This is a genomic window from Rhizobium sp. CG4 (assembly GCF_023701965.1).
Taxonomy (GTDB): Bacteria; Pseudomonadota; Alphaproteobacteria; order Rhizobiales; family Rhizobiaceae; genus Agrobacterium.
In genome coordinates, this window is sequence record NZ_JABAEG010000006.1 from 256,201 (window position 1) to 277,018 (window position 20,818).

A 20,818-nucleotide genomic window follows, 5' to 3' on the forward strand; every position below is an offset into this window, starting at 1 on the left:
TTTGAAGATATGAAACGGTCCAATCCAGCGCCGCTTTCGGCTTGGCGCACGCTTAACCTTGACGATTTTTTGCTTGGCGTGCCGCATTATCCTGAGCATGTCGATGAAAGCTACTGGCAGCGTGATGCCGAGCGGATGAAGGAACTCGGTTTCAACACGGTGCGTATGGGCGAATTTGCCTGGCACATATGGGAACCCTTTGAGGACAAGTTCGACTTTGACCTGTTCGACCGGGCGATTGAGGTGCTTGGCAAGGCTGGCATCAACACCGTTCTCTGCACACCAACGGCGACACCACCGCGTTGGTTGACACATAACTATCCTGAAGTGCTGCGTGTTGACCGCAACGGCCGTCGGGCAAGCCACGGCTCACGCCAGCATTGCGACACGACCAGCCCTGTGCTGCGTCACCACAGCCGCCGCATTACCAAGGCAATGGCCGAACACTATAAGGACAATCCCTATGTTATCGGCTGGCAGACAGACAATGAGCTGAACACCACGGTGTCGGAATCGTTCTCGGATTCTGCCGCACTCGCGTTCCGTAATTTTCTGCGTCACAAATATCAGACAATCGATGATTTGAACTTCGCTTGGGGCGGCCATTTCTGGGCCACTGCCTATGACAATTTCGATCAGGTCGTGTTGCCAATGCCGATGGCACCATCCTATTTGAGCCCCGGCCACGTCCAGGACTATCACCGCTTCCTGGCTGTAGCGACCGCAACCTTCCAGCATGATCAGGTCAAGATCCTGCGTGAAACCAATTCCGACTGGTTCATCTTCCACAATCTCGGCAATCTCACCGATATCGATTTCCGTGGTCAGTTTGGTCAAGACCTCGACTTCATCGGTTTCGACATCTATCCGATGCTCTATGACGAGTTCCGCCGGACGGGCGGCCATGCCGCAACGCAAGCCCTGCAGATGGATTTGTGCCGCAGCTATTCCGGGAACTTCATCGTGCCGGAGCAGGCCTCTGGTCTTGGCAGCCAGCCAGCCTTCACGACGATGACACCAGAGCCCGGCGAAATGCGCCGCATGGCACTGTCATCCGTGGCGCGTGGTGCAGATGGTCTGATGTTCTTCCGCTGGCGCCCGGCGCATTTTGGTGCGGAAATCTACTGGATGGGCATTCTCGACCACGATGACGTGCCACGTCGCCGTTATGAAGAGGCTCGTCATTTCGCGTCGGACATCAACAAGATCAAGAGCAAGTTGCTGGGCACCAGTGTTCAGATCGACATCGGCATTGCCGGCGCGGACTTCGACAACCAGGAAGCCCACAAGACTTATCCGATCGGCCTGCCGTCGCCGGTGGAAGATGCAGTTCATCTGCACCGCTTCGCCTACCAGAACGGTTACGCGACCGGCTTCGTCCATCCGGAAGACGACCTGTCTCGCCTGAAGGTCTACTACATTCCGCACTGGGTCATGTGGGATAATGCCTGGACACCAAAACTGCGTGCCTTTGTTGAGGCTGGTGGTACGGTGATCGTTGGCGCGATGACTGGTACCCGTGACAGCAACAACCATATCATTCGTGAGCAGGCGCCGGGCGCACAGCTTTCCGAATTGACCGGAGTGAGGGTTGAAGAGTTCGGCCGTGTTGTGGCGGGTGGCGGGCAAGGTCTGTTCCAGCGCAATGCGCCTGATGCCGGCATGTATGTGCCGCCGCAGGTTCTGCCGTCTTCGTCGTCGGAACGGTCCTACAAGATGCAGATCGGTAACCGTGAGGCGACGGCCGAACATCTCTACGAGACCATCGAAATCGCTGACGATGTGAAGGTCCTGGGGTCCTGGTCCGATCGCAGCCTGGCTGGAAAACCGATGCTGACCGAGCGCAACGTCGGGCAGGGACGTGCGATCTATCTCGCAACCTATCTCACACCTGAGGTGGTTGAGCTTCTGGTATCGACTGTCATTGCACAGTCGGGTGCCGAGCCTCTGGTTGAAGATTTGCCATCCGGCGTCGAAGTATCGCTCCGCACGGCAGAAGATCGTCGCCTGCTTTTCGTCATCAACACGACAAGCGAAAGCCGCTCTTTCAAGGCACTGCCTGCTGGTCAGGATCTGTTGACGGATTCAGCCGTGTCAGGCCCAACTGAACTGGCTGGCTACGGCTGCCTGGTGATTGAGCTCAGCTAAGTCTCCACCCTCCCAGGAGAGTGATGCTCGAGCTATCAAGACGTGCGGGGAACTAGGTGCCCCGCACGTTTTTGTATCTGCATAGCGGGCTGGTCAGACTGGTGTTTCGTCTGCGGCCACATCGACTTCGAAGTCGAACAGTCGTTGGGTCGCGAGCGCTGCAGCACCCGGACTCCAGAAATTGTCGCGTTCATCCGCTAGGATGGGTGGCGCCTGCATAAAACAGTATTTTCCCAGCGTTTCCGTCATCGGGTCGAGCAGGAACGGCCCGAATGCGGTTGCCTCGCCACCTGCGATAACGATTTCCGGGTCAATCGTATTGATCTGGGCTGCAAGCTGGATCCCGATCTGCTCGCCTGCATCCTTCAGAATTGCACGTGTTTCGGCATCACCCTGTTTGGCAGCTTCCAGCATGTCAAAGCGGTCCTTGGCGGCAGGCAAGTCCTTGGTTTTGCGCCACCGGGCAACAATGGCGGGTTCGGAATAGGATGCCTGCAGACAGCCCCGTTGACCGCATTCGCAGAGCGGTCCTTCCAGATGCTGTTTGACATGCCCCAGTTTCCCGGCATGGCCGTGCGCACCGCGCAGAACCACGCCATCTGCCACGGTTGCAGAGCCAATACCGGCACCAATGGCGAGTGCGATAAATGTACCGACGTTGCGGCCAAGCCCGAAAAGGTGGTGAGCCAGCGCAAAGGCAATCGTGTCATCTTCCATCCATACGGGGATGCGCGATTTTGCAAATAGCTGCTCGGCGAAGTGTACATTGTTCCAGCCAAAACGATGGCTTTTCAGACAAATTCCGTTGCGATTGTCGATGATGCCGGGCATTGAAAAACCAATGCCTGTTACTGGGCCGATCCCTTTGGGCGCATTGGCAATCAGGTGTTTGATTGCCTGATGGGATGCCTCGACAATTGTCTCAGGACGGGTGTTGGAATAGTCAATCGCGTGAGACAGGATTGGTGTTGTCGAGAGGTTCGTCAGGATGCACTCAATCCTGTCGATGTTCATCTTGATGCCGATAGCCGCATGACCATCATAATTGATGGCCACTGGTGTCGGGCGTCGACCGCTGGCACCACGTGTCGTTTCCTGCTCGATGAGGTAGTTTTCCTTGACGAGATCGCCAACAACGAAGGTGACCGTAGCCCGGCTAAGTCCCGTCACATCAGCGATTTCGGCCCTGCTCAATGGACCTTCCCGGCGCAGCAAATTTAGGACAAGGCGCCGGTTCATCGCGCGCGAGGTTCGCTGATCAATCTTGAGCATGATATTCCAAGGTCACTGCTGCCGGGCAGCAAATAATTTACGGAGTTGATTCTGCAATCGGTCAAATAAATACCATAACCGGACAGATCACGCTGAAAAAACATAATTTTCTCAACCGTACATTGGTGTCGTGTCGTGACGATGGTGCGATCTGGTTGCGGGTAAAGTCGCCGCAGGTCTTGGAGCCGAAGGCCCAGCCAAGTATTGTAGAAAAAACAGCTTTACTCGAATTTTGCACGTAATTGGTTGAGATTGTCATGCGTTGCGGTGGCGCGCGCCGTATTCCTTGCGGAGAACCGGAAGGTGAGGAGATCACCGATAACGGTTGCACCAATCAGCCAACTGGCCAATTTCGACGCCACAGCCATGGAATGCAGGGCAACTGTTACCTGATCGCGGAACAATTCATTGAGCTGAGTGCCGGACACCAGAACGGTTGAAACGCCAATCTTGCCAGCGTGCTCTATTAGCGCGGCGATATCCTTACGGCGGGTCGCGGCATGAAAAATCACCAGTGTATCGCCCTTGCGAAGGCCAATCATGCTGTTGGCAAGATCAAAGCCGCTGCTTGCAACGGTCTGCGTGACAAGGCCAGCACGCAACAGACCGGTGGCCAGATGGCGTGCTGGTTGTTCCGCCACGCCTATGCCGAGACACCAGACTGTTCCGGCATTTTCAAACAGTGTCACCGCCTGCTCGATAGCGCCAGGATCAAGCGCTTCGCGGGTTGCTTCCAGTATTTCGTGTGCGGCTGCGAAGATGGCATCGCGGGCCGCCAATGCGTCCGGCGCCACGGAATTGATCTTGTGGCCAAGACGTGTGCTGGGCGATGTGTGGGTGGCGATAGGCCGATTGATCAGGCGTTTCAGTTCCGGCAGGCCGGAAAAGCCCAGACGGCGGGCCGTGCGAATGACGGTGGCATCGCTGGTGTCGCTCGCGGCCGCAATCTCACCTGCGCTGCGAAATGCCAGATCGGCTGGCGCCAGCGTCAGCAGATAATCGGCGACGCGACGCTCGGTCCGTGTCAGCGTGCGCGCATTGGCATCGTAATGGCGGCGCAGAAGTGCCGAGGCTTGGGCAACGCCCGAATCTGTGTGCGAGGGGTCGGTCATTGGGTTTGCCTAACACAGTATGGGAATGCCGTCATTGTCAGGACACTGCGGCAAGTGGCAGGCAAAGTGGTGTGCCGTCACTTGGGTGAGGGATGACCATGGCCGCCACGCCAAACACGCTTTTTATCAGCTCTGCGGTCAGCAGTTCCTGCGGATTACCGGCAGCATGAATGCCACCGTCGGCAACCGCAATAATGTGATGGGCAAACTGGGCGGCATGATTGAGGTCATGTACCACCATGACAACGGTGCGCCCTAGCTGCTTGTTGAGTTGACGCAGTAGTTGCAGGACTTCCATCTGGTGCGCGATGTCGAGATAAGTTGTTGGTTCATCGAGCAGCAGAATGGGTGTTTCCTGCGCAAGTGCCATGGCGATCCAGGCGCGCTGGCGTTGACCGCCCGACAGACGGTGCAGCGGTTGGTTTGCCAGATTGGCCAGGCCTGCGTCGGCAAGAGCGGTATCGACCACCGCTTCATCATGGTCGCTGGAGCGCGCCAGTAGCGCCTTGTGCGGGTAACGACCGAAGCGGCACAGCTGGCGAACTGTCAGACCATCCGGTGCGACAGGATTTTGTGGCAACAGCGCCATGATGCGGGCAACAGCCTTGCCTGGGCTTTGAGTAATGTCCTTGCCATCCAGCAGGACCGTGCCACCAACAGGGTTCAGGACCTGTGCCAAGGTACGCAGCAATGTGGATTTACCGGAGCCGTTGGCACCAATCAGTGCCGTAATCTTTCCGTCCGGGATTGCCAGCGACACCTGATTGAGTACGGAGTTATTGCCATAACCGACGCTCAAGGTTGCAGCTTGTAAACGGTCCTGTTGGATATCAGCCACGACGGCGAGCCTCCCAAAGCAAGAGGAAGAAGAGATAGGGTCCACCGATCACCGAAGCGACAATGCCGGCCGGAATTTCATTTGGCAGTGCCACCAGTCGTCCGATCAAATCCGCCAACAGAAGTGCCAGTGCCCCGGTCAGTGCGGTGGCTGGAACGAGATGGCGGGCATGTGGTCCCACCATAAGCCGAGCGATATGGGGCACCAGCAAACCCAAAAAGCCGATGCTGCCGACGCTTGCGACGGCGCCTGCCGTCAAGACCACTGCGGTCAAGACAAGGCTGGTGCGTAAAAGATTGGGTGAGATGCCAAGGCTTTTCAGCGTATCGTCACCAAAGGCAGAAATGTCGAGAACCATGGCGAGCAGAATGATGGCTGGCAGGCAGGCGAGAAGCCAGACTGACAGCGACAGAATGTCGGAAATTGTGCTGCCGTAGACGCTGCCTGCCAGCCAGACCATGCTTTGGTCGATACCCCGTGGATAACGCACCATCAAAAACTGCATCATGGCTTGTGCCAGTGCGCCAAGCGAAACGCCGACCAGCGCCAAGGTGGTGACGCCACCGCCAAGGCCGCGGCCGATCGCCAGCAGCAGGGCCGCAACGGCACCCGCGCCGATGATAACACCAACCGGCACGCTCCAGATGATCCAGGCTGGTGGTGCAAAAATCAGTGCCAGCATCGCGCCGAGACCCGCGCCCTTAGTGATGCCGACTACATCGGGCGAGGCGATCGGGTTTCGCAAAGCCACCTGTAAGAAAAGACCTGCCAAAGCGAGTGCAGCACCGGAGAGAATGGCGACGATGACGCGGGGCAGACGATATTGGCCGATGATGAAGGCATCTGGTCCGCCGAAAAGACCCGCCAGCACTCGGTTGAGAGAAAGCGGGACAGCGCCAAGTGCCATACTGACCAAGGCAAGCAGAACGAGCAATACCGCAAGGCCAACGCATACCAGCGTGGTGCGCAAGGGGTGAGATGTTGATGGATCAACCAGCGCTGCGTTCATTGATTGCGGTTTCTCCACGTGATGAGCAAAAAGGCTGGTGCGCCAAGAATGGCAGTGACGATGCCAACCGGCAGTTCGGCCGGGTAAGTCGCGAGTTTGCCACCAAGATCGGCGCCGACAAGAAGCAGTGGACCTGCGACGGTGCTGAGGCTGAGTACGGTGCGCAAGTCTTCACCGATAAGGCTTCTGACGATGTGCGGCACCATCAGTCCGACAAAGCCGATTGGACCGGCAACAGCGACAGATGAACCGGCGAGGACAACGATCAATATTGACGCAAGGCCACCAGTTCGCTGGGCATTCTGCCCAAGCGATTGGCCGGTGCTTGCATCCAGCGCCAGCAGACCGAAATGATGGCCGCCTGCAATGGTGATGATGATACCGATGACTGTGAATGGCAGAATGATCAGAACCTTTGACCACTGGGCAGAGGTGACAGAACCCGCTAGCCAGTAGACAATGTCTGTGGATGCATTGTTGGCAATGAGCACTGCCTGCACAAGAGCGGCGAGCACCAGTTGCAGAGCCACGCCTGCGAGCGCCAGTTTCAGCGGCGTGATGGCGTTGGAAAGCGATAGCACCCACATGATGAAGCCGATGGCCGCTGCGCCAGCAAAAGCCGGTAGCACCGTTGTTCCGCCGGAAAGTCCGGGGAGTGCAATGACGCAAACGACAATCGCTAATGCTGCGCCACCATTTATGCCGAATGTCTGAGGTGAGGCGAGCGGGTTTCTGGTCAGTGCCTGGATCAATACACCGGCGACAGCCAGATTGGCGCCGACCAGTATGGCAAGCAACACGCGCGGCAGGCGAACATCCCAGATCAGCGCAGTTTCCACCGAACTATCAGGCTGGAACAGGGCGGCAAGCGATTGCTGGATGGTGAGGCCAGCGGCTCCCACCATAAGATTGCCGATAGCCACAATTGACAGCAGTACCAGCAGAATACCAAACAGCCAGACCGGATGGCGGCGAAAAGCTCCGCTCCACCCGATCTTGGTGTTTTCATGGGCAGAAGGCCCTGTGGCCCTCTCGGCCTTATTGGACATTGAAAACCTTGTTCAATACGTCATTGGCAATCAGTTCCGCGGTGCGAAGATCGCGGAAACGGGCGTATTGATTACGGTTCACTTCAAAGACTAGATTATTCTTTGCGGCGGCAATGGCTTTCCAAGCGGAATTGTCCTGCACGCGGTCGAAAATGGTGCCGCCTGGATCGGTGGCAACAAGCAGAACATCGGGATTGACGGCAACGAGACGTTCCAGACCAACGCCACTTTCAACCGGTTTGTCGGCCTTGATTGCAGCTTCAACGCCGATGGCTGCAAAGATCGAGCCACTGAAGGAATCGGATGTGTGCAAAGACCAATTGTCGGCTGTGGCAACGGCAAGCATGAATTTGCGATCATTGCCGGCCGGGATTTTTGCGGCGATGGCGGCCATCTTTGCCTCATGGTTGGCAACGACCTTTTCACCCTTGGCCTTGTCACCGATAGCATCCGCGATCGTTATGACGGCATCCTTGATGTCCTTGTAACTGCCATCCCAGCTGTTGAGAACGATGGTTGGCGCGATGGCACTCAACTGTTCGTAGATTGCGCCATGGCGGCGTTCATCGGCAATGATGAGGTCCGGCTGCAGTGCGCTGATCAGTTCGAGGTTTGGTTCCAGGCGAGTCCCGACGGAGCTGTATTCGATCTTTTTACCGAGGTTCTGCTCGATGCGATCCGGCTGATTGTCATCGGTAATGCCAACAGGCGTCACTCCAAGCGAATCCAATGCCTGCACAAAGGAAAATTCCAGCACGACGATGCGAGCAGGGGTGCCGGCGATCTCGGTTTCACCCAGTTTGTGGGTGATGGTGCGCGTCTCCTGCGCCAGGACCGGTGTCGTCGTGAACGCAAACAATGTTGCTGCAAATGCTGCGCAGAGTGCGCGCAAAGTATGGTTGGAAAAGAGGCGAGTCAGGGTCATGTGTCTCTCTCGGCGGCGGGGCCGCGATGTCTCCAAGGCGATGCCACGGCGGCGTCACGTTGGCCTGACTACACATTTGTAGTTTTTATTTCAATATACTTTCTTCAAATGGTCATGTTTTAGGTCGGCGTAATCTACTGAGGGAGGTGCCTTGGCCATAGTCCATACGATCCCTGATCTGCACGGACTATGGCACACTGATACAGTCGACTAGCGTAACGAATACCCACCGTCACTGAACAAAGTACTGCCAGTCATGTTGGTGTTGTCGAGCAGGAACAGGGCTGCATGCGCCTGTTCGTCGACCGTTGCCGGGCGTTGAACGAGGCAAAGTTTGCTCCAGTATTCATAGGCCGGCTCGCGTATCCCCGGCGGTCGGTTGCGCCAAAGGTCGCTATCGGTGGTGCCAGGGGAAAGGCAGTTTACCCTGATCGGATTGAGTTCGATGGCAAGCCCGCGGGCCAGCCCTTCCAGCGCCGAATTGCAGGCGGCGTAGGCCGGTGCACCAATCGGACGGACCGAGGCAGCACCCGCCATGAGAACAACAGATGCATTTGGTGCCAGACGGGGAAAGGCAGCGTGAACAGCCCAGTATTGGCCCCAGAATTTTGCCTTGAACAGGTCTTCGCTGGTGGTGATGTCACCGTCTGTAAAGGAACCGGTCTGGTAAGACGCGGCCGGTGTAAAAAGACCTGAAAGAATGGGCGCTTCTGCGAAAAAATCACGGAGCGACGTCTTGTCGGAAATCTCCACGGTGCGACCGGAAGCCCGGTCTCCCAATGTTGTAAGTGTCGTGGCAAGCCGCTCTGGCGACCGTCCGCCGAGAAAGAGGTGATCGCCACGTTCAATGAGTTTGCGGGCGAGGGCCAGTCCGATGCCGGACGTACCCCCGATGATGGCGTAGGTTCGATGTGTGCTCATGAACGCAACCATATTCTATCTCACAAGCGACTTGGAAACGCATAATTTTCTTTCGATTGCCGACCAAAATTCGCTAATAGACTGCCATGCGACATCAATCTGGCGACGATATTGGCGTGTTTCTCATGGTCTGCGAGGCGGGCAGCTTCGTCGCGGCCTCGCTTCGTTTAAGGCTCTCGGCGTCGGCTGTGGCAAAGGCCATCGGCAGGTTGGAAAGCCGCCTGGGCATTCGGCTGTTTCAGCGCACGACACGCGTCCTTAACCTGACGGCGGAAGGTGTGGTTTATCGCGATGTATGTTTACGGGCACGCAGCGAAATAGTGCGCGCTGAAGTGGCCATCGCTGGACTTGCGCATGAACCGGCCGGTATGCTTCACGTCAGCCTGCCGCCGCTCTTCGGGGCAAAAATTATCGCACCGGTGCTCTATGCGCTCTGCCGAGAATGGCCAAACCTTGATTTCAGTATTTCAACATCGACGGAACCGAGCAATCTCCTGGATGGCACGACGGATCTTGCTGTCAGAATTGGCGCGATACCCGATGTCAGCGGCCTGAACGCTCGATCTTTGGGGCTGCAGCAAATCGTTCTATGCGGTTCGCCCAGCTATTTCGAGACACGACCCATGCCACAAAGTGTAGCGGATCTCGAGGATCACGATGTGATCGCAGCGCCGCGTCAGGGCAAACCCGCACCGTGGCAATTTCACAGTCTCGACGGGGAAATGGTGAGCTGGCACCCCAAGGCGCGCCTTGTGCTTGATGGGAGTCTGTTGACACATTCGGCGATCTGCGACGGGCAGGGGCTTGGCCTTTTGCCACGCTGGCTGGTACGAGATGAGCTGGCCAGCGGTCGGCTGGTCTCCTTGATGGACGATAGGATCGCCGGACATCCGCCGATTCATGCAATCTGGCCTGCATCTCCTGTTATGTTGCCTCGCCTGCGGGTCGCCATTGATGCCATCGTGGCGGTGACACGGCCTCTCTTGAAGGATGGCACACTGGGTTGATAGTGCTAAGCGTCAACTTCCTCGCTAATCGTCGTGCGGATCGATGGACCGTGTGTGGTCATCCAGACGGCTAGAGAATCCAGCGTTGGTTTCAGTGTGCGGCCAAGTTCCGTGATTTCATATTCGACTCTTGGCGGCATTTCCGGATAGACCGTGCGTTTCACCAAGCCCTGTTTTTCGAATAGCCTGAGGTGACGGGTCAGTTCCTTCTGGGTGACGGGCGTCGCTGCACGTTGCAGGGTGCCAAAACGCACCGGCCGGTTTTCAACAATCAGGCGATAAAGCACGGGGATTGCCCATTTGCCGGAGATGAGATTGACGAAATCAACCATTGGGCACCGTACACCTTGTTCAATTTGCTCCATGCGTTTTTTCATTTTTTTCCTTTAGTAGCAATTTGGTGCCTACTATACAAAAGATACTAAAGCCCTGACAATCGTCTCGCATCAAAAAAGGAGACATATTATGGGACGCCTTGCAGGCAAACACGCGCTGATAACCGGTGGGACCAGCGGCATTGGGCTGGAAACGGCGCGCCAATTCCTGAAGGAGGGAGCAAAGGTTGCCATCACCGGCCGCTCAGTCGAACGGCTGGAGGACGCAAAACGTCAATTGGGTGCCGATGTCATCGCAATTGCCAACGAGGCGGGTGATATCGCGGCACAACGTCAACTCGCAGCGCAATTGAGTGAGGCATGGCCAGTCCTCGATGTGGTGTTCATCAATGCGGGCGATGTGACACACCGTCCGCTGGAAGACTGGGACGAGGCAACCTATGACGCCTTGTTCGCCACCAATCTGAAGGGGCCGTTTTTCCTCGTTCAGGCACTTTTACCGCTGTTGAAGGCTCCGGCTTCGGTCATTCTCTGCGGCTCGGTTTCCGCTCATATCGGCTTGTCGCAGTCCAGCGCCTATGCCGCAAGCAAGGCTGGCCTTCTGTCACTGGCGCGGACCTTGTCCGGCGAGTTCAAAGACAGGGGTATCAGGGTCAATGGATTGAGCCCCGGTCCAACCGAAACACCTGCCCTTGGCAAGCTTGGTCTGGAAAGTGACGCGGAAGAAGCGTTGCGCCGTGAAATCCGGCAATTGGTGCCAATCGGTCGTCTGGGCACGCCACTGGAACTTGCCAAGGCCGCAGTATTCCTTGCATCCGATGAAGCATCCTTCGTTGTCGGCACGGAACTGCTGGTCGATGGCGGGGTCGGTAATCTCTAGGCAGCAATCCATTCAGCCGCCCTTTCGTGTGGGCGGCTGACATCGGGAACCAACACGCTGGGTAGAGCTGGCTTTTATTTTGAAGACTGTCGTGCTGCAGCCTCAATCACATCTGCGACTTTTTCCGGTTGCGAGGCAAAGACCGCATGGCTTGCTGTTATTTCGGTGATCGCACTGCCTGCACGTTTGGCCATGTCACGCTCAAGCTCGGGATTGATTGAACGATCCTGCGTCGCGACGATTGCCCAGCTGCTCTTGGCCTTCCAGGCAGGGTCACCAACCTTGGCAGAGAAGGATTGTTTGGATGCAAAAACCTGCGCCTTTGCCATAAAAGCCGTTTCATCCTGAGGAAGGTCCGCCGCAAAGTCTTTCGCGAAAGCTGCCGGGTCGAGATAGAGATACTGACCGTCGGGTGTCTCGCGGATATTCATGCCCGAAGATGGCTTGGAACTTGCCAGCGACAACAGGCTTTCGCCCTTGTCCGGTTGAAAGGCTGCCACGTAAACGAGGCCAGCCACCTTGTTGTTATGTCCCGCTTCGGTAATGACCACGCCACCATAGCTGTGGCCGACCAGCAGGGTCGGACCATCTTGCATGTCAAGCACCCGGTTGGTTGCAGCAATATCGTCGGCCAGCGAGGTGATTGGTTGCTGGACAATCGTGACATTAAACCCCCGCTTTTCGAGAATTTCAGTTGCCTTCTTCCAGCCTGACCCATCGGCAAGGGCGCCATGGACGACAACAATGTTTTTAACGTCGGCTGCATGAGCGGCAAAAGCGGCAAGGCTGGCGACGAAGGCCACTGCGATTGTGGAAATAGAACGCTGCATGGTGAAGTTTCCTTTTTGAGAATGGGTTACGGGGCAGGCATCAGCCGAATGTGAAGGCGTAGGCTTCCACACCGGGATCAAGGAAGCGGATTTCGAATTTGCGGGTTGTTACGTCGCCGGATTGGCGAATAAGCTGATAAAGTCTTGTCGAACTGACCGTGCCGTAACCGTCGGCATCAATGTCTGCACCATGGTGTGCACCCGGTGCTTTGCCATCAATGGTGACCTGGAAACGGATGGGTTTGCCGGCCTCACCGGAACCGAGGACAAGATGCAGATCACGGGCGCTGAAGCGGGAGACGATCTTGTCATCCGGCTTGTTCGATACGGCCTGTTCCGGGTCTATGGTCCATGTGCCGGCCAGACCCCATTGGTTGAGATCAGGGTCGTCGACAGAATAATCAGTGGCGACGCCCGGCTCGACGGTTTCCGGTGAGACAAAACCGGTCGCGCGTTGATAACCGAGATAGGTTTCGCCAGAGCGGATATTCTTGAGATCTGGGCTTGCCTCAGCCCCCTGTGCGGCAGGGTTGACTGGTGCGCTTGCCTGCATGTTGCTGCCGGCTTCGTGGATCAGATCTTGAATTGCCTGTTCCGTTTGGCGGTAGTTTCCTTCGCCAAAGTGGTGGTACCGGATCTGACCATTTGCATCGATCAGGTAATGGGCCGGCCAATAGTTGTTTTCGAAGGCGCGCCAGATCTTGTAGTCGTTATCGATGGCAACGGGATAGTCGATCTTGAAGTCGCCAACCGCTTTGCGGACGTTGTCGATCTTCTTTTCAAAGGCAAATTCTGGTGCATGGACACCAATGACGACGAGCCCCTGATCCTTGTATTTTTCTGCCCAGGCGCGGACAAAGGGAACGGTGCGAATGCAGTTGATGCAGGAGTAGGTCCAGAAGTCGACAAGGACGACCTTGCCACGTAATTGCTCCGAGGTAAGCGGTGGCGAGTTCAGCCATTCAACCGCACCGCTAAACGATGGCGCGCGACCTTCAACCGGCAGATTGGCCTGAAATGGCTTGGTCAGGTCCGCCGGTGCCACGAGCGTGCCATTGCTTGCCACGTCAAACGAGCTGGAACCGTCTGTTTTGGGATGAACGCTGTCAAGGATGGCCTGTTCGAAGGCAGATGTACTGGCATAGGAAAGCCGTGCGAGCAGACCGGTATCGAGGCCAAGAGCAATCACCCCGACACCTGCCAGAACAGCAACACCCAGAGCCTGGCGAATGCGTTCGCTGACCCCAAGAGAATTCTTGAGAGTGGCGAAGACTTTACCGCCGAGCAAAAGCGCAAGACCAAGAGATGTGGCAGCACCTGCCGCATAGGCGGCCAGCAGCAAGGTCGTTTCGAGATTGGCGCCTTTGAGAGCTGCTCCGGTCAGCACAAGGCCAAGAATAGGGCCGGCGCAGGGCGCCCATAATAGACCGGTTGCAACACCGAGAATGAGTGCACTGACAGGAGAGCTTGTCGCGCCGGGTTTGCCACGGGCATTGATAAGCCGGTTTCCAAGATCGACAACAGGCCGTGTGATGACAGCCGCAATCTGTGGCGACAGCAGGCTTACGCCGAAAATCGCCAGCAAGCCTATGGCGGCAAGCCGCCCGTATTCATTCGTATGGATTGCCCAGCTGCCACCAACGGCTGCCAGCGTTGCCACTAGCGCAAAGGTTACCGCCATGCCTGCGAGCATCGGCAATGTATCGCGCAGAAATGGCTGCCCGGTGCGGGCAAAGATGAAGGGAAGAATGGGAAGGATGCATGGGCTGAGAATGGTCAGCGCTCCGCCCAGATAGGCAATGATAAGAAGCGTCATCGTCGTCTCCTTGAAACGTGGAGCTGGTGTGATGTGATGATCGTAAAACCAGCGATGACGCCAATGTGGTCGTCACGACGTATCCCTCATGTGTCCGGTCGCCCTGCAAAATGTATCGAATTGTATCTGGGGGCCTAAAAGCTACATGTTCATGCAATTTCGGTCGTCAACGACACACCGGGGATACATGGCACGGGCTTTCTCTTGATCGTGATTATGCAAATCGGAGAAAGCTCATGAGCAACGAAATCAATCTCAATCGCCGTCACTTTTTCGGTGTCGCCGCAATGGCTGCCGCTGCCGTCGAGCTCGGCGTTCCCGTCCTGGCAAAGGCTGAAGCCGCAGTCGCACCGCCGCAGACGGCAATGAGTGCCGCAACAAAAGCGGATGGGCATACAGAATTTGCGGCCTTGAAGCAGATTGATGCTGGCGTTCTCAGTGTCGGTTACGCGGAGGCAGGTCCCGCTGACGGTCCCGCGGTTTTACTGCTGCATGGGTGGCCCTATGACATCTACAGCTATGTCGATGTCGCGCCAATTCTGGCATCGGCAGGCTACCGGGTAATCGTACCTTACTTGCGTGGATACGGGACAACCCGGTTCCTTTCCGGCGATACGCCGCGCAACGGCCAGCAATCGGCTCTCGCTGTTGATATGATTGCACTTCTGGATGCACTTGATATCGAGACGGCAATTGTTGCCGGTTACGACTGGGGTGCGCGCACCGCTGATATCATGGCGGCCCTCTGGCCTGAACGCTGCAAGGGGCTGGTGTCTGTCAGCGGCTATCTCATTGGCAGTCAGGATATCAACAAGAACCCGCTAGCGCCTGCGGCCGAACTATCATGGTGGTATCAGTTTTATTTTGCGACAGAACGGGGTCGCGCCGGTTATGCGGCCAACACCCGTGATTTCGTGCGGCTGATCTGGAAGACGGCCTCTCCAACATGGGCGTTTGACGATGCGACTTTTGATCGCTCAAGCCCGGCTTTCGATAATCCTGATCATGTTGATATCACCATCCATAACTACCGCTGGCGGCTGGGACTGGTGGAGGGTGAAGCACAGTACGATGCCTATGAGCAGCGGCTTGCCAAACTGCCTGTAATCGCCGTCCCAACTATCACTATGGAAGGTGATGCCAACGGTGCGCCCCATCCTGACCCATCGGCATATGCCGCGAGATTTTCCGGCAGGTATGAACACCGCAATATCACTGGTGGCATAGGCCATAACCTGCCGCAGGAAGCACCACAGGCATTTGCGCAGGCGGTTCTCGACATTGGCAAGTTTTAGGAGCCAATATCTTTTCTTGTCAGAGTAGATTACGCATGCGGTGTAGCACCGCGTGCCAGCCCCAAGACGTTGAAGACATTCATGGAACACATAGACCACATTCTGGTCGTCGATGACGACCGTGACATCCGCGAACTGGTTTCGAGCTATCTGATAAAGAACGGATTGCGCACAACGGTGGCCGCTGACGGGCGGCAGATGCGGACATTTCTCGATAACAACACCGTCGATCTGATCGTGCTCGATGTCATGATGCCGGGCGACGACGGGCTTGTTCTGTGTCGTGAACTGCGGGCTGGCAAACACAAGGCGACACCGGTGTTGATGCTGACTGCGCGCGATGACGAGATGGACCGGATCATCGGGTTGGAAATGGGGGCAGATGACTATCTGCCCAAACCGTTTGCTGCGCGTGAACTTCTTGCCCGCATCAAAGCGGTTTTGCGCCGGACACGAATGTTGCCGCCAAATCTGCAAATCAGCGAAGCAGGGCGTCTGTTGACCTTTGGTAACTGGCGTCTGGATACGGTCGGCCGCCATTTGCTTGACGGAGAAGGAACGGAAATTGCGCTCAGCGGTGCGGAATACCGTTTGCTGAGGGTATTTATCGATCACCCGCAGCGGGTGCTCAATCGCGATCAACTGCTGAACCTGACACAAGGTCGCGATGCCGAACTGTTTGACCGTTCGATCGATCTTCTCGTCAGCCGGTTGCGGCAGAGATTGGGTGATGATGCGCGTGAGCCAACCTACATCAAGACCGTCCGGGCGGAAGGCTATGTCTTTTCCGTCCCGGTCGAGATTTCGGAAGCCAGGACATGACCAGCGTTGGCAAAATCGATGCTGCAAAAAACGGGGCTGACCGCCAAGGCTGGTGGCCCGGTACGTTGCGATCAAGGCTTTTCATCATTCTGTTTGCCGGTCTGGCGATCGCCTACAGTCTTTCTTTCAGCATTCTCTTCATAGAACGTTACATGTCGGCCAAGGCGGTGATGCTCGGCACGCTGGAAAGCGATCTGGCAACATCGATTGCCGTTATCGACCGCTTGCCAGCGGAGGAGAGACCACAATGGATTGACCGGCTCAGCCGTGGAAATTACCGTCTCGTGCTGGGGCCGGGTCTTGCCGGCATACCAGACATGTCAGGCCGTGCTGCGGAAATCGCCGAGCGGATCGAAGAGGCGGCCGGCCACCGGTTTCCGCTTAAGGTTGAGGCCATTCCCGGTGATGACAAGAGGCTGCAGGGGCATGTTGTCCTGTCTGATGGCTCGCAGCTGACGATCGATGTCACGCCGCGCGGTGTCATGCCGATAGCCCGCTGGCTTCCTTATGTGTTCGCCATCCAGATGGCATTGCTGATACTGTGCACGTGGTTTGCGGTGCGTCAGGCGATCCGTCCGCTTGCGGATCTCGCGGCCGCTGCCGATGCGGTTGATCCCGGCAAACAAGGCGCGCCGATGAGTGAGACTGGCCCTGCCGAAGTCGCACGGGCGGGGCGTGCCTTTAACGCCATGCGAGACCGGATTGCCCACCATCTGGAAGAACGCGTGCAAATTCTGGCAGCGATTTCGCACGACCTGCAAACACCGATTACCCGGATGCGCCTGCGGGCCGAAATGGCGGACGATACGCCTGAAAAAGACAAGCTGGTCGGTGATCTCAGTGAAATCGAACGACTGGTGCAGGACGGTGTTGCCTATGCACGCAGTTCGCATGGCAATGCTGAAAAGCTGTCGCGGATCGATCTTTCTTCGTTCATCGACAGCATCGCCTACGACTATCAGGACACCGGCAAGGCAGTCCGCGTCATCGATCTTGTCAAAGGTACGGTGGCGACCAAACCGCATGCGTTGCGGCGGATACTCACAAATTTCATCGACAATGCGATCAAGTTTTCCGGGGCCGCCGAAATCAGCGTGATACAGGGCAATCAGGGGAAAACGGTTATCAGCGTTCTCGATCGTGGTCCGGGTATTCCCGAGGATATGCTGGAGGCTGCCATGCAGCCGTTTTTCCGATTGGAGCAATCCCGCAATCGCGAGACTGGCGGGACGGGGCTTGGTCTGGCGATCGCCCAGCAGCTTTCAGTGGCAATTGGTGGTTCGGTGCGTTTGTACAATCGTGATGGTGGCGGATTGGTTGCGGAACTCACGCTCGACTGAGCGCTCCGATCATTGAATAAAGCCTTGAAATTGTACGTCAAAGTATCTCGCGCTCCAGGCCCTACAATAGCTTACATTTCAATGGTTTTCTGAAACACGCAGGATACGTCGATCCGTCAAAACACGCCTTGTCAGCAACAAAGGAGTGTTTCCATGACCCAGATTGAAAAGGTTCTCTATACCGGCAAGACCCATACCACAGGTGGTCGTGATGGATTTGCCCGTAGCGATGATGCACAGCTTGATGTGAAGCTGTCGCCGCCAGGAACCTCAAAACCCGGCACCAACCCGGAGCAACTGTTCGCAGCTGGCTGGTCGGCCTGCTTTATCGGAGCAATGGGGCTGGCAGCGGCCAAGCGCAAGTTGCGCCTTCCCGAGGGAACGGCTGTCGATGCCGAGGTTGATCTCGGGATGACCGGTGACGCCTATTTTCTGCAGGCACGTCTCAATATCAGCCTGCCCGGCCTGGAGGTTGAACTGGCGCGGGCGCTCGTTGAGGAGGCGCATCAGAATTGCCCCTATTCCAAGGCAACACGCGGCAATATCAACGTAGAGCTGAAGCTGATTTGAAGGGAGGGCGACATGCGAAAGATGGTCATTCTGACTGTTGTGGCGTCGGTGTTTGCCGCACCGTGCATCTATGACATTGCCTCGACAGAGCCTTCAGCGCTTGCAGGTCTGTTCAGCCTTGCCATGGCCTATTGAACACAAGAAAGAAAGCGTCTCTTGCCGGTGGGCCAAGAGACGCTACATTTAACCGCGACCAAGCGATGCCGATGTCGTGAGGCTGCCTTTGCGAGAGTACTCACGTGCAAGGTCGATAAATGCCCGCAGCTTTTGCGGAACGTGCCGACGGCCCGGGTAATAAAGGCAGAGAGCGGGCGTGGACGGTGTCCAATCGCTGAGAACAATCTGCAGATCGCCGCTGTCCAGATGGGGTGAGATCGCGCGTTCCGACAGATAGGCTATACCTGCACCGCTGAGCGCGGCGTCAAGCATCAAGCCACTTTCATCCAGCACCATGCGTCCAGGTACATCAAGCGCATGGCGCTCATTATCCTTGGCAAATTCCCAGCGATAAATGCGACCGCTTGCCATGCGCGCGCGAATGCACTCATGCATCAGCAGGTCCTTGGGATGGTGTGGTATGCCACGCTGTTTGACGTAATCTGTCGAGGCAACGACGACCTCGCGCATATCAGGAATGATGGGCACCGCGATCATGTCCGGTGGCACGCGATCTTCCAACCGGATGCCGGCGTCACATCCGTTGGCGATGACATCCACCAATTCTGAATCCGTGACAATCTCGACATGCATGCGCTGAAACCGTCTGAGATATTCTAGCACCAGAGGCTGGAGAATGAATCGCGCGGCACCCAGTGCCATGTTCAGCCGCAACACACCTGACGGTTCTGCCACATGCTCTCCGGCATTTTCAAGCGCACCTTCAATTGCAGCCAATGCCGGGGCAATTGTCTCGATGAACTGCTCGCCGGCTGCGGTCAGCACCACGCTGCGGGTGGTGCGATTGAACAGACGAACGCCCATACGCTCTTCAAGACCCGCAACTGCGTGACTAAGGCCTGACGAGGATACGCCAAGTTCCCGCGCCGCTGCCCGGAAACCGCCCCTCCGGGCAACGACAGCAACCGCTTCAAGTTCGGCGAGGCTTGCCTTGGTCATTGCGCAATGTTCCTCATCAGCCCGTGTCTTATTGTGTATCTAATAAGATCGATGACCTCGACGCATATTTCTGTCAACAGCCAAGGAGGCCAAGACATGCGAAACATCGACAAGATTTACATCAACGGTCAATTCGTCACGCCTGAAGGCACAGACATATTGGAGCTATTCAACCCGGCAACCGAGGAAAAAATCGGAACAGTGAGGCTTGGCAATGCAAATGACACGCGTGCCGCTATCACTGCCGCCAAACGGGCTTTTCCAGCGATGTTACGCACGAGCAAGGCAGATCGTATTGCCATGTTGCATCGTTTGAGTGCGGCGGTTCGGAACCGGACGGACGACCTGACCGCGGCCATGACCGATGAATATGGTGCACCCGCCTACTTCACCGGCTTTTCCGTGCAGAACACCGCATCGATCTTCGATGTTATGGCCGAAACGGTCGAGAACTATGCCTTTGACAGGCAGGCCGGTTCCAGCGCCGTTAAAATGCTGCCACTGGGTGTCATGGCAGCCATAACCCCATGGAACAGCAACTTTGGTTTCATTGCCACGAAGCTGGCCCACGCCATTGGTTCAGGTTCCACCGTCGTGATCAAACCTGCCGAACAGAGCGCTATCCAGACCCAGATATTGCTGGAATGCCTGCATGCCGCAGATCTGCCGGCTGGTGTACTGAATGTTGTAAACGGCCTTGGCCCGGTTGTCGGAGCAGAACTCACCACACATCCTGATGTCGCTTCTGTCAGCTTTACCGGTTCTACTGCTGCTGCAAAAATCATCCAGCGTGCGGCCATTGAGACGATGAAACGGGTTGTTCTGGAGCTAGGCGGCAAGGGGCCGACAATCGTGCTTGACGATGCCGATCTGGATAGAGCGATACCGGTTGCCCTGATGAGCGGCTTTGCCAATAGCGGCCAGGCCTGCGTTGCCGGAACCAGAATACTGATCCCGCTTTCGCGTCGTGACGAGATACTGGCGCGATTGAAGAGCGAGGCCGAGAAGCTGAAGGTTGGAAATCCCGGTGATCCAGATGTCAGGATCGGGCCGCTTGTCAATGAACGGCAGTGGCAGCGTATCCAATCCTATATCGAACTCGGCAAGCAGGAAGGTGCGACTGTTTTGACCGGTGGCGAGGGGCGCCCGGACGGGATCAGTAGAGGGTGGTTTGTTCGCCCGACAATCTTTGCCGATGTGACGAACGACATGAGGATCGCCCGCGAAGAGATATTCGGGCCTGTTCTGAGCGTCATCACTTACCGCGATGACGACGAAGCAATCGAGATCGCCAATGATTCCGATTATGGCTTGCAGGCCTATGTGCTTTCTGCCGACACAACCCGCGCGCTGGCTGTTGCTGACCGGTTGATCGCCGGCCGGGTCATCATCAACGGTGCACCGCATGATCCTCACGCGCCGTTCGGCGGCTTCAAGCAATCGGGCATTGGTCGCGAAATTGGCGCTTATGGTCTGGATGAGTTTCTGGAACCGCGCGCCATTCTGGTTCCAACCTTGTAATCACCCCAAAAA

The 20,818-nt window shown here is 56.6% G+C and carries 20 protein-coding genes; 9 read left to right on the forward strand and 11 right to left on the reverse strand.

Going from position 1 to position 20,818, the window contains the following annotated elements:
• Positions 1–9 precede the first annotated feature (9 nt).
• The gene (locus tag HGO37_RS18150; protein WP_250984543.1) at positions 10–2,148 is read left to right on the forward strand and encodes a beta-galactosidase; all 2,139 of its coding nucleotides are present in this window, start codon (positions 10–12) and stop codon (positions 2,146–2,148) included.
• A 93-nt stretch (positions 2,149–2,241) separates the two neighbouring features.
• Here HGO37_RS18150 and HGO37_RS18155 read toward each other — a convergent pair whose 3' ends face one another.
• The 7 genes from HGO37_RS18155 to HGO37_RS18185 form a co-directional block, all read right to left on the reverse strand.
• Positions 2,242–3,342, reverse strand: coding sequence for an ROK family transcriptional regulator (locus tag HGO37_RS18155; protein ID WP_250984544.1), 1,101 nt, complete (start codon positions 3,340–3,342; stop codon positions 2,242–2,244).
• Positions 3,343–3,641: 299 nt separating this feature from the next.
• Positions 3,642–4,532 (reverse strand): MurR/RpiR family transcriptional regulator, encoded by an 891-nt coding sequence (locus HGO37_RS18160; protein ID WP_250984545.1) that lies wholly within the window; start codon positions 4,530–4,532, stop codon positions 3,642–3,644.
• Positions 4,533–4,569: 37 nt separating this feature from the next.
• Positions 4,570–5,370, reverse strand: a complete 801-nt coding sequence (locus HGO37_RS18165; RefSeq protein ID WP_250984546.1) for an ABC transporter ATP-binding protein — start codon at positions 5,368–5,370, stop codon at positions 4,570–4,572.
• Positions 5,363–6,379, reverse strand: coding sequence for a FecCD family ABC transporter permease (locus tag HGO37_RS18170; RefSeq protein WP_250984547.1), 1,017 nt, complete (start codon positions 6,377–6,379; stop codon positions 5,363–5,365). Before HGO37_RS18170 ends, HGO37_RS18165 begins: the two co-directional genes overlap by 8 nt.
• A complete protein-coding gene (locus HGO37_RS18175; RefSeq protein WP_250984548.1) occupies positions 6,376–7,428 on the reverse strand; it encodes a FecCD family ABC transporter permease in 1,053 nt (350 codons plus the stop codon). The genes HGO37_RS18170 and HGO37_RS18175 overlap by 4 nt, the downstream gene beginning before the upstream one ends.
• The gene (locus tag HGO37_RS18180; protein WP_250984549.1) at positions 7,418–8,353 is read right to left on the reverse strand and encodes an ABC transporter substrate-binding protein; all 936 of its coding nucleotides are present in this window, start codon (positions 8,351–8,353) and stop codon (positions 7,418–7,420) included. Before HGO37_RS18180 ends, HGO37_RS18175 begins: the two co-directional genes overlap by 11 nt.
• A gap of 210 nt (positions 8,354–8,563) precedes the next feature.
• A complete protein-coding gene (locus HGO37_RS18185; RefSeq protein ID WP_250984550.1) occupies positions 8,564–9,274 on the reverse strand; it encodes an SDR family oxidoreductase in 711 nt (236 codons plus the stop codon).
• A gap of 86 nt (positions 9,275–9,360) precedes the next feature.
• On the opposite strand from HGO37_RS18185, the gene HGO37_RS18190 reads away from it, so the two are divergent.
• The gene (locus tag HGO37_RS18190) at positions 9,361–10,281 is read left to right on the forward strand and encodes a LysR family transcriptional regulator (RefSeq protein ID WP_250984551.1); all 921 of its coding nucleotides are present in this window, start codon (positions 9,361–9,363) and stop codon (positions 10,279–10,281) included.
• Positions 10,282–10,286: 5 nt separating this feature from the next.
• On the opposite strand, the gene HGO37_RS18195 is transcribed toward HGO37_RS18190, so the two are convergent.
• Positions 10,287–10,646 carry a winged helix-turn-helix transcriptional regulator gene (locus HGO37_RS18195; protein WP_250984552.1) on the reverse strand — a complete coding sequence of 120 codons (360 nt, stop codon included), beginning with the start codon at positions 10,644–10,646 and terminating at the stop codon, positions 10,287–10,289.
• A 100-nt stretch (positions 10,647–10,746) separates the two neighbouring features.
• Here HGO37_RS18195 and HGO37_RS18200 point away from each other — a divergent pair, with 100 nt between their 5' ends.
• Entirely contained in the window at positions 10,747–11,496 is a 750-nt protein-coding gene (locus tag HGO37_RS18200) for an SDR family oxidoreductase (protein WP_250984553.1), read from the forward strand.
• Between the two features lie 74 nt (positions 11,497–11,570).
• On the opposite strand, the gene HGO37_RS18205 is transcribed toward HGO37_RS18200, so the two are convergent.
• Together HGO37_RS18205 and HGO37_RS18210 are read right to left on the reverse strand one after the other, a co-directional pair.
• Positions 11,571–12,326: an alpha/beta fold hydrolase gene (locus tag HGO37_RS18205; RefSeq protein ID WP_250984554.1), complete on the reverse strand. Its 756-nt coding sequence runs from the start codon at positions 12,324–12,326 to the stop codon at positions 11,571–11,573.
• A 40-nt stretch (positions 12,327–12,366) separates the two neighbouring features.
• Positions 12,367–14,142 carry a cytochrome c biogenesis protein DipZ gene (locus HGO37_RS18210; protein ID WP_250984555.1) on the reverse strand — a complete coding sequence of 592 codons (1,776 nt, stop codon included), beginning with the start codon at positions 14,140–14,142 and terminating at the stop codon, positions 12,367–12,369.
• 236 nt (positions 14,143–14,378) lie between these two features.
• Between HGO37_RS18210 and HGO37_RS18215 the strand changes: the two genes are divergently transcribed.
• From HGO37_RS18215 to HGO37_RS26390, 5 genes are all read left to right on the forward strand, one after another.
• Positions 14,379–15,437, forward strand: a complete 1,059-nt coding sequence (locus tag HGO37_RS18215; protein ID WP_250984556.1) for an alpha/beta fold hydrolase — start codon at positions 14,379–14,381, stop codon at positions 15,435–15,437.
• An 81-nt stretch (positions 15,438–15,518) separates the two neighbouring features.
• Positions 15,519–16,259 (forward strand): response regulator, encoded by a 741-nt coding sequence (locus HGO37_RS18220; RefSeq protein WP_250984557.1) that lies wholly within the window; start codon positions 15,519–15,521, stop codon positions 16,257–16,259.
• The gene (locus HGO37_RS18225) at positions 16,256–17,599 is read left to right on the forward strand and encodes an ATP-binding protein (RefSeq protein WP_250984558.1); all 1,344 of its coding nucleotides are present in this window, start codon (positions 16,256–16,258) and stop codon (positions 17,597–17,599) included. The genes HGO37_RS18220 and HGO37_RS18225 overlap by 4 nt, the downstream gene beginning before the upstream one ends.
• A gap of 153 nt (positions 17,600–17,752) precedes the next feature.
• Entirely contained in the window at positions 17,753–18,169 is a 417-nt protein-coding gene (locus tag HGO37_RS18230) for an organic hydroperoxide resistance protein (RefSeq protein ID WP_250984559.1), read from the forward strand.
• 12 nt (positions 18,170–18,181) lie between these two features.
• Entirely contained in the window at positions 18,182–18,304 is a 123-nt protein-coding gene (locus HGO37_RS26390) for a hypothetical protein (RefSeq protein ID WP_256435714.1), read from the forward strand.
• A 48-nt stretch (positions 18,305–18,352) separates the two neighbouring features.
• Here HGO37_RS26390 and HGO37_RS18235 read toward each other — a convergent pair whose 3' ends face one another.
• Positions 18,353–19,285: a LysR family transcriptional regulator gene (locus tag HGO37_RS18235; RefSeq protein WP_250984560.1), complete on the reverse strand. Its 933-nt coding sequence runs from the start codon at positions 19,283–19,285 to the stop codon at positions 18,353–18,355.
• Positions 19,286–19,381: 96 nt separating this feature from the next.
• Here HGO37_RS18235 and HGO37_RS18240 point away from each other — a divergent pair, with 96 nt between their 5' ends.
• On the forward strand, positions 19,382–20,806 hold the full coding sequence (locus tag HGO37_RS18240; RefSeq protein ID WP_250984561.1) for an aldehyde dehydrogenase family protein: 1,425 nt from the start codon (positions 19,382–19,384) through the stop codon (positions 20,804–20,806).
• Positions 20,807–20,818 lie beyond the last annotated feature (12 nt).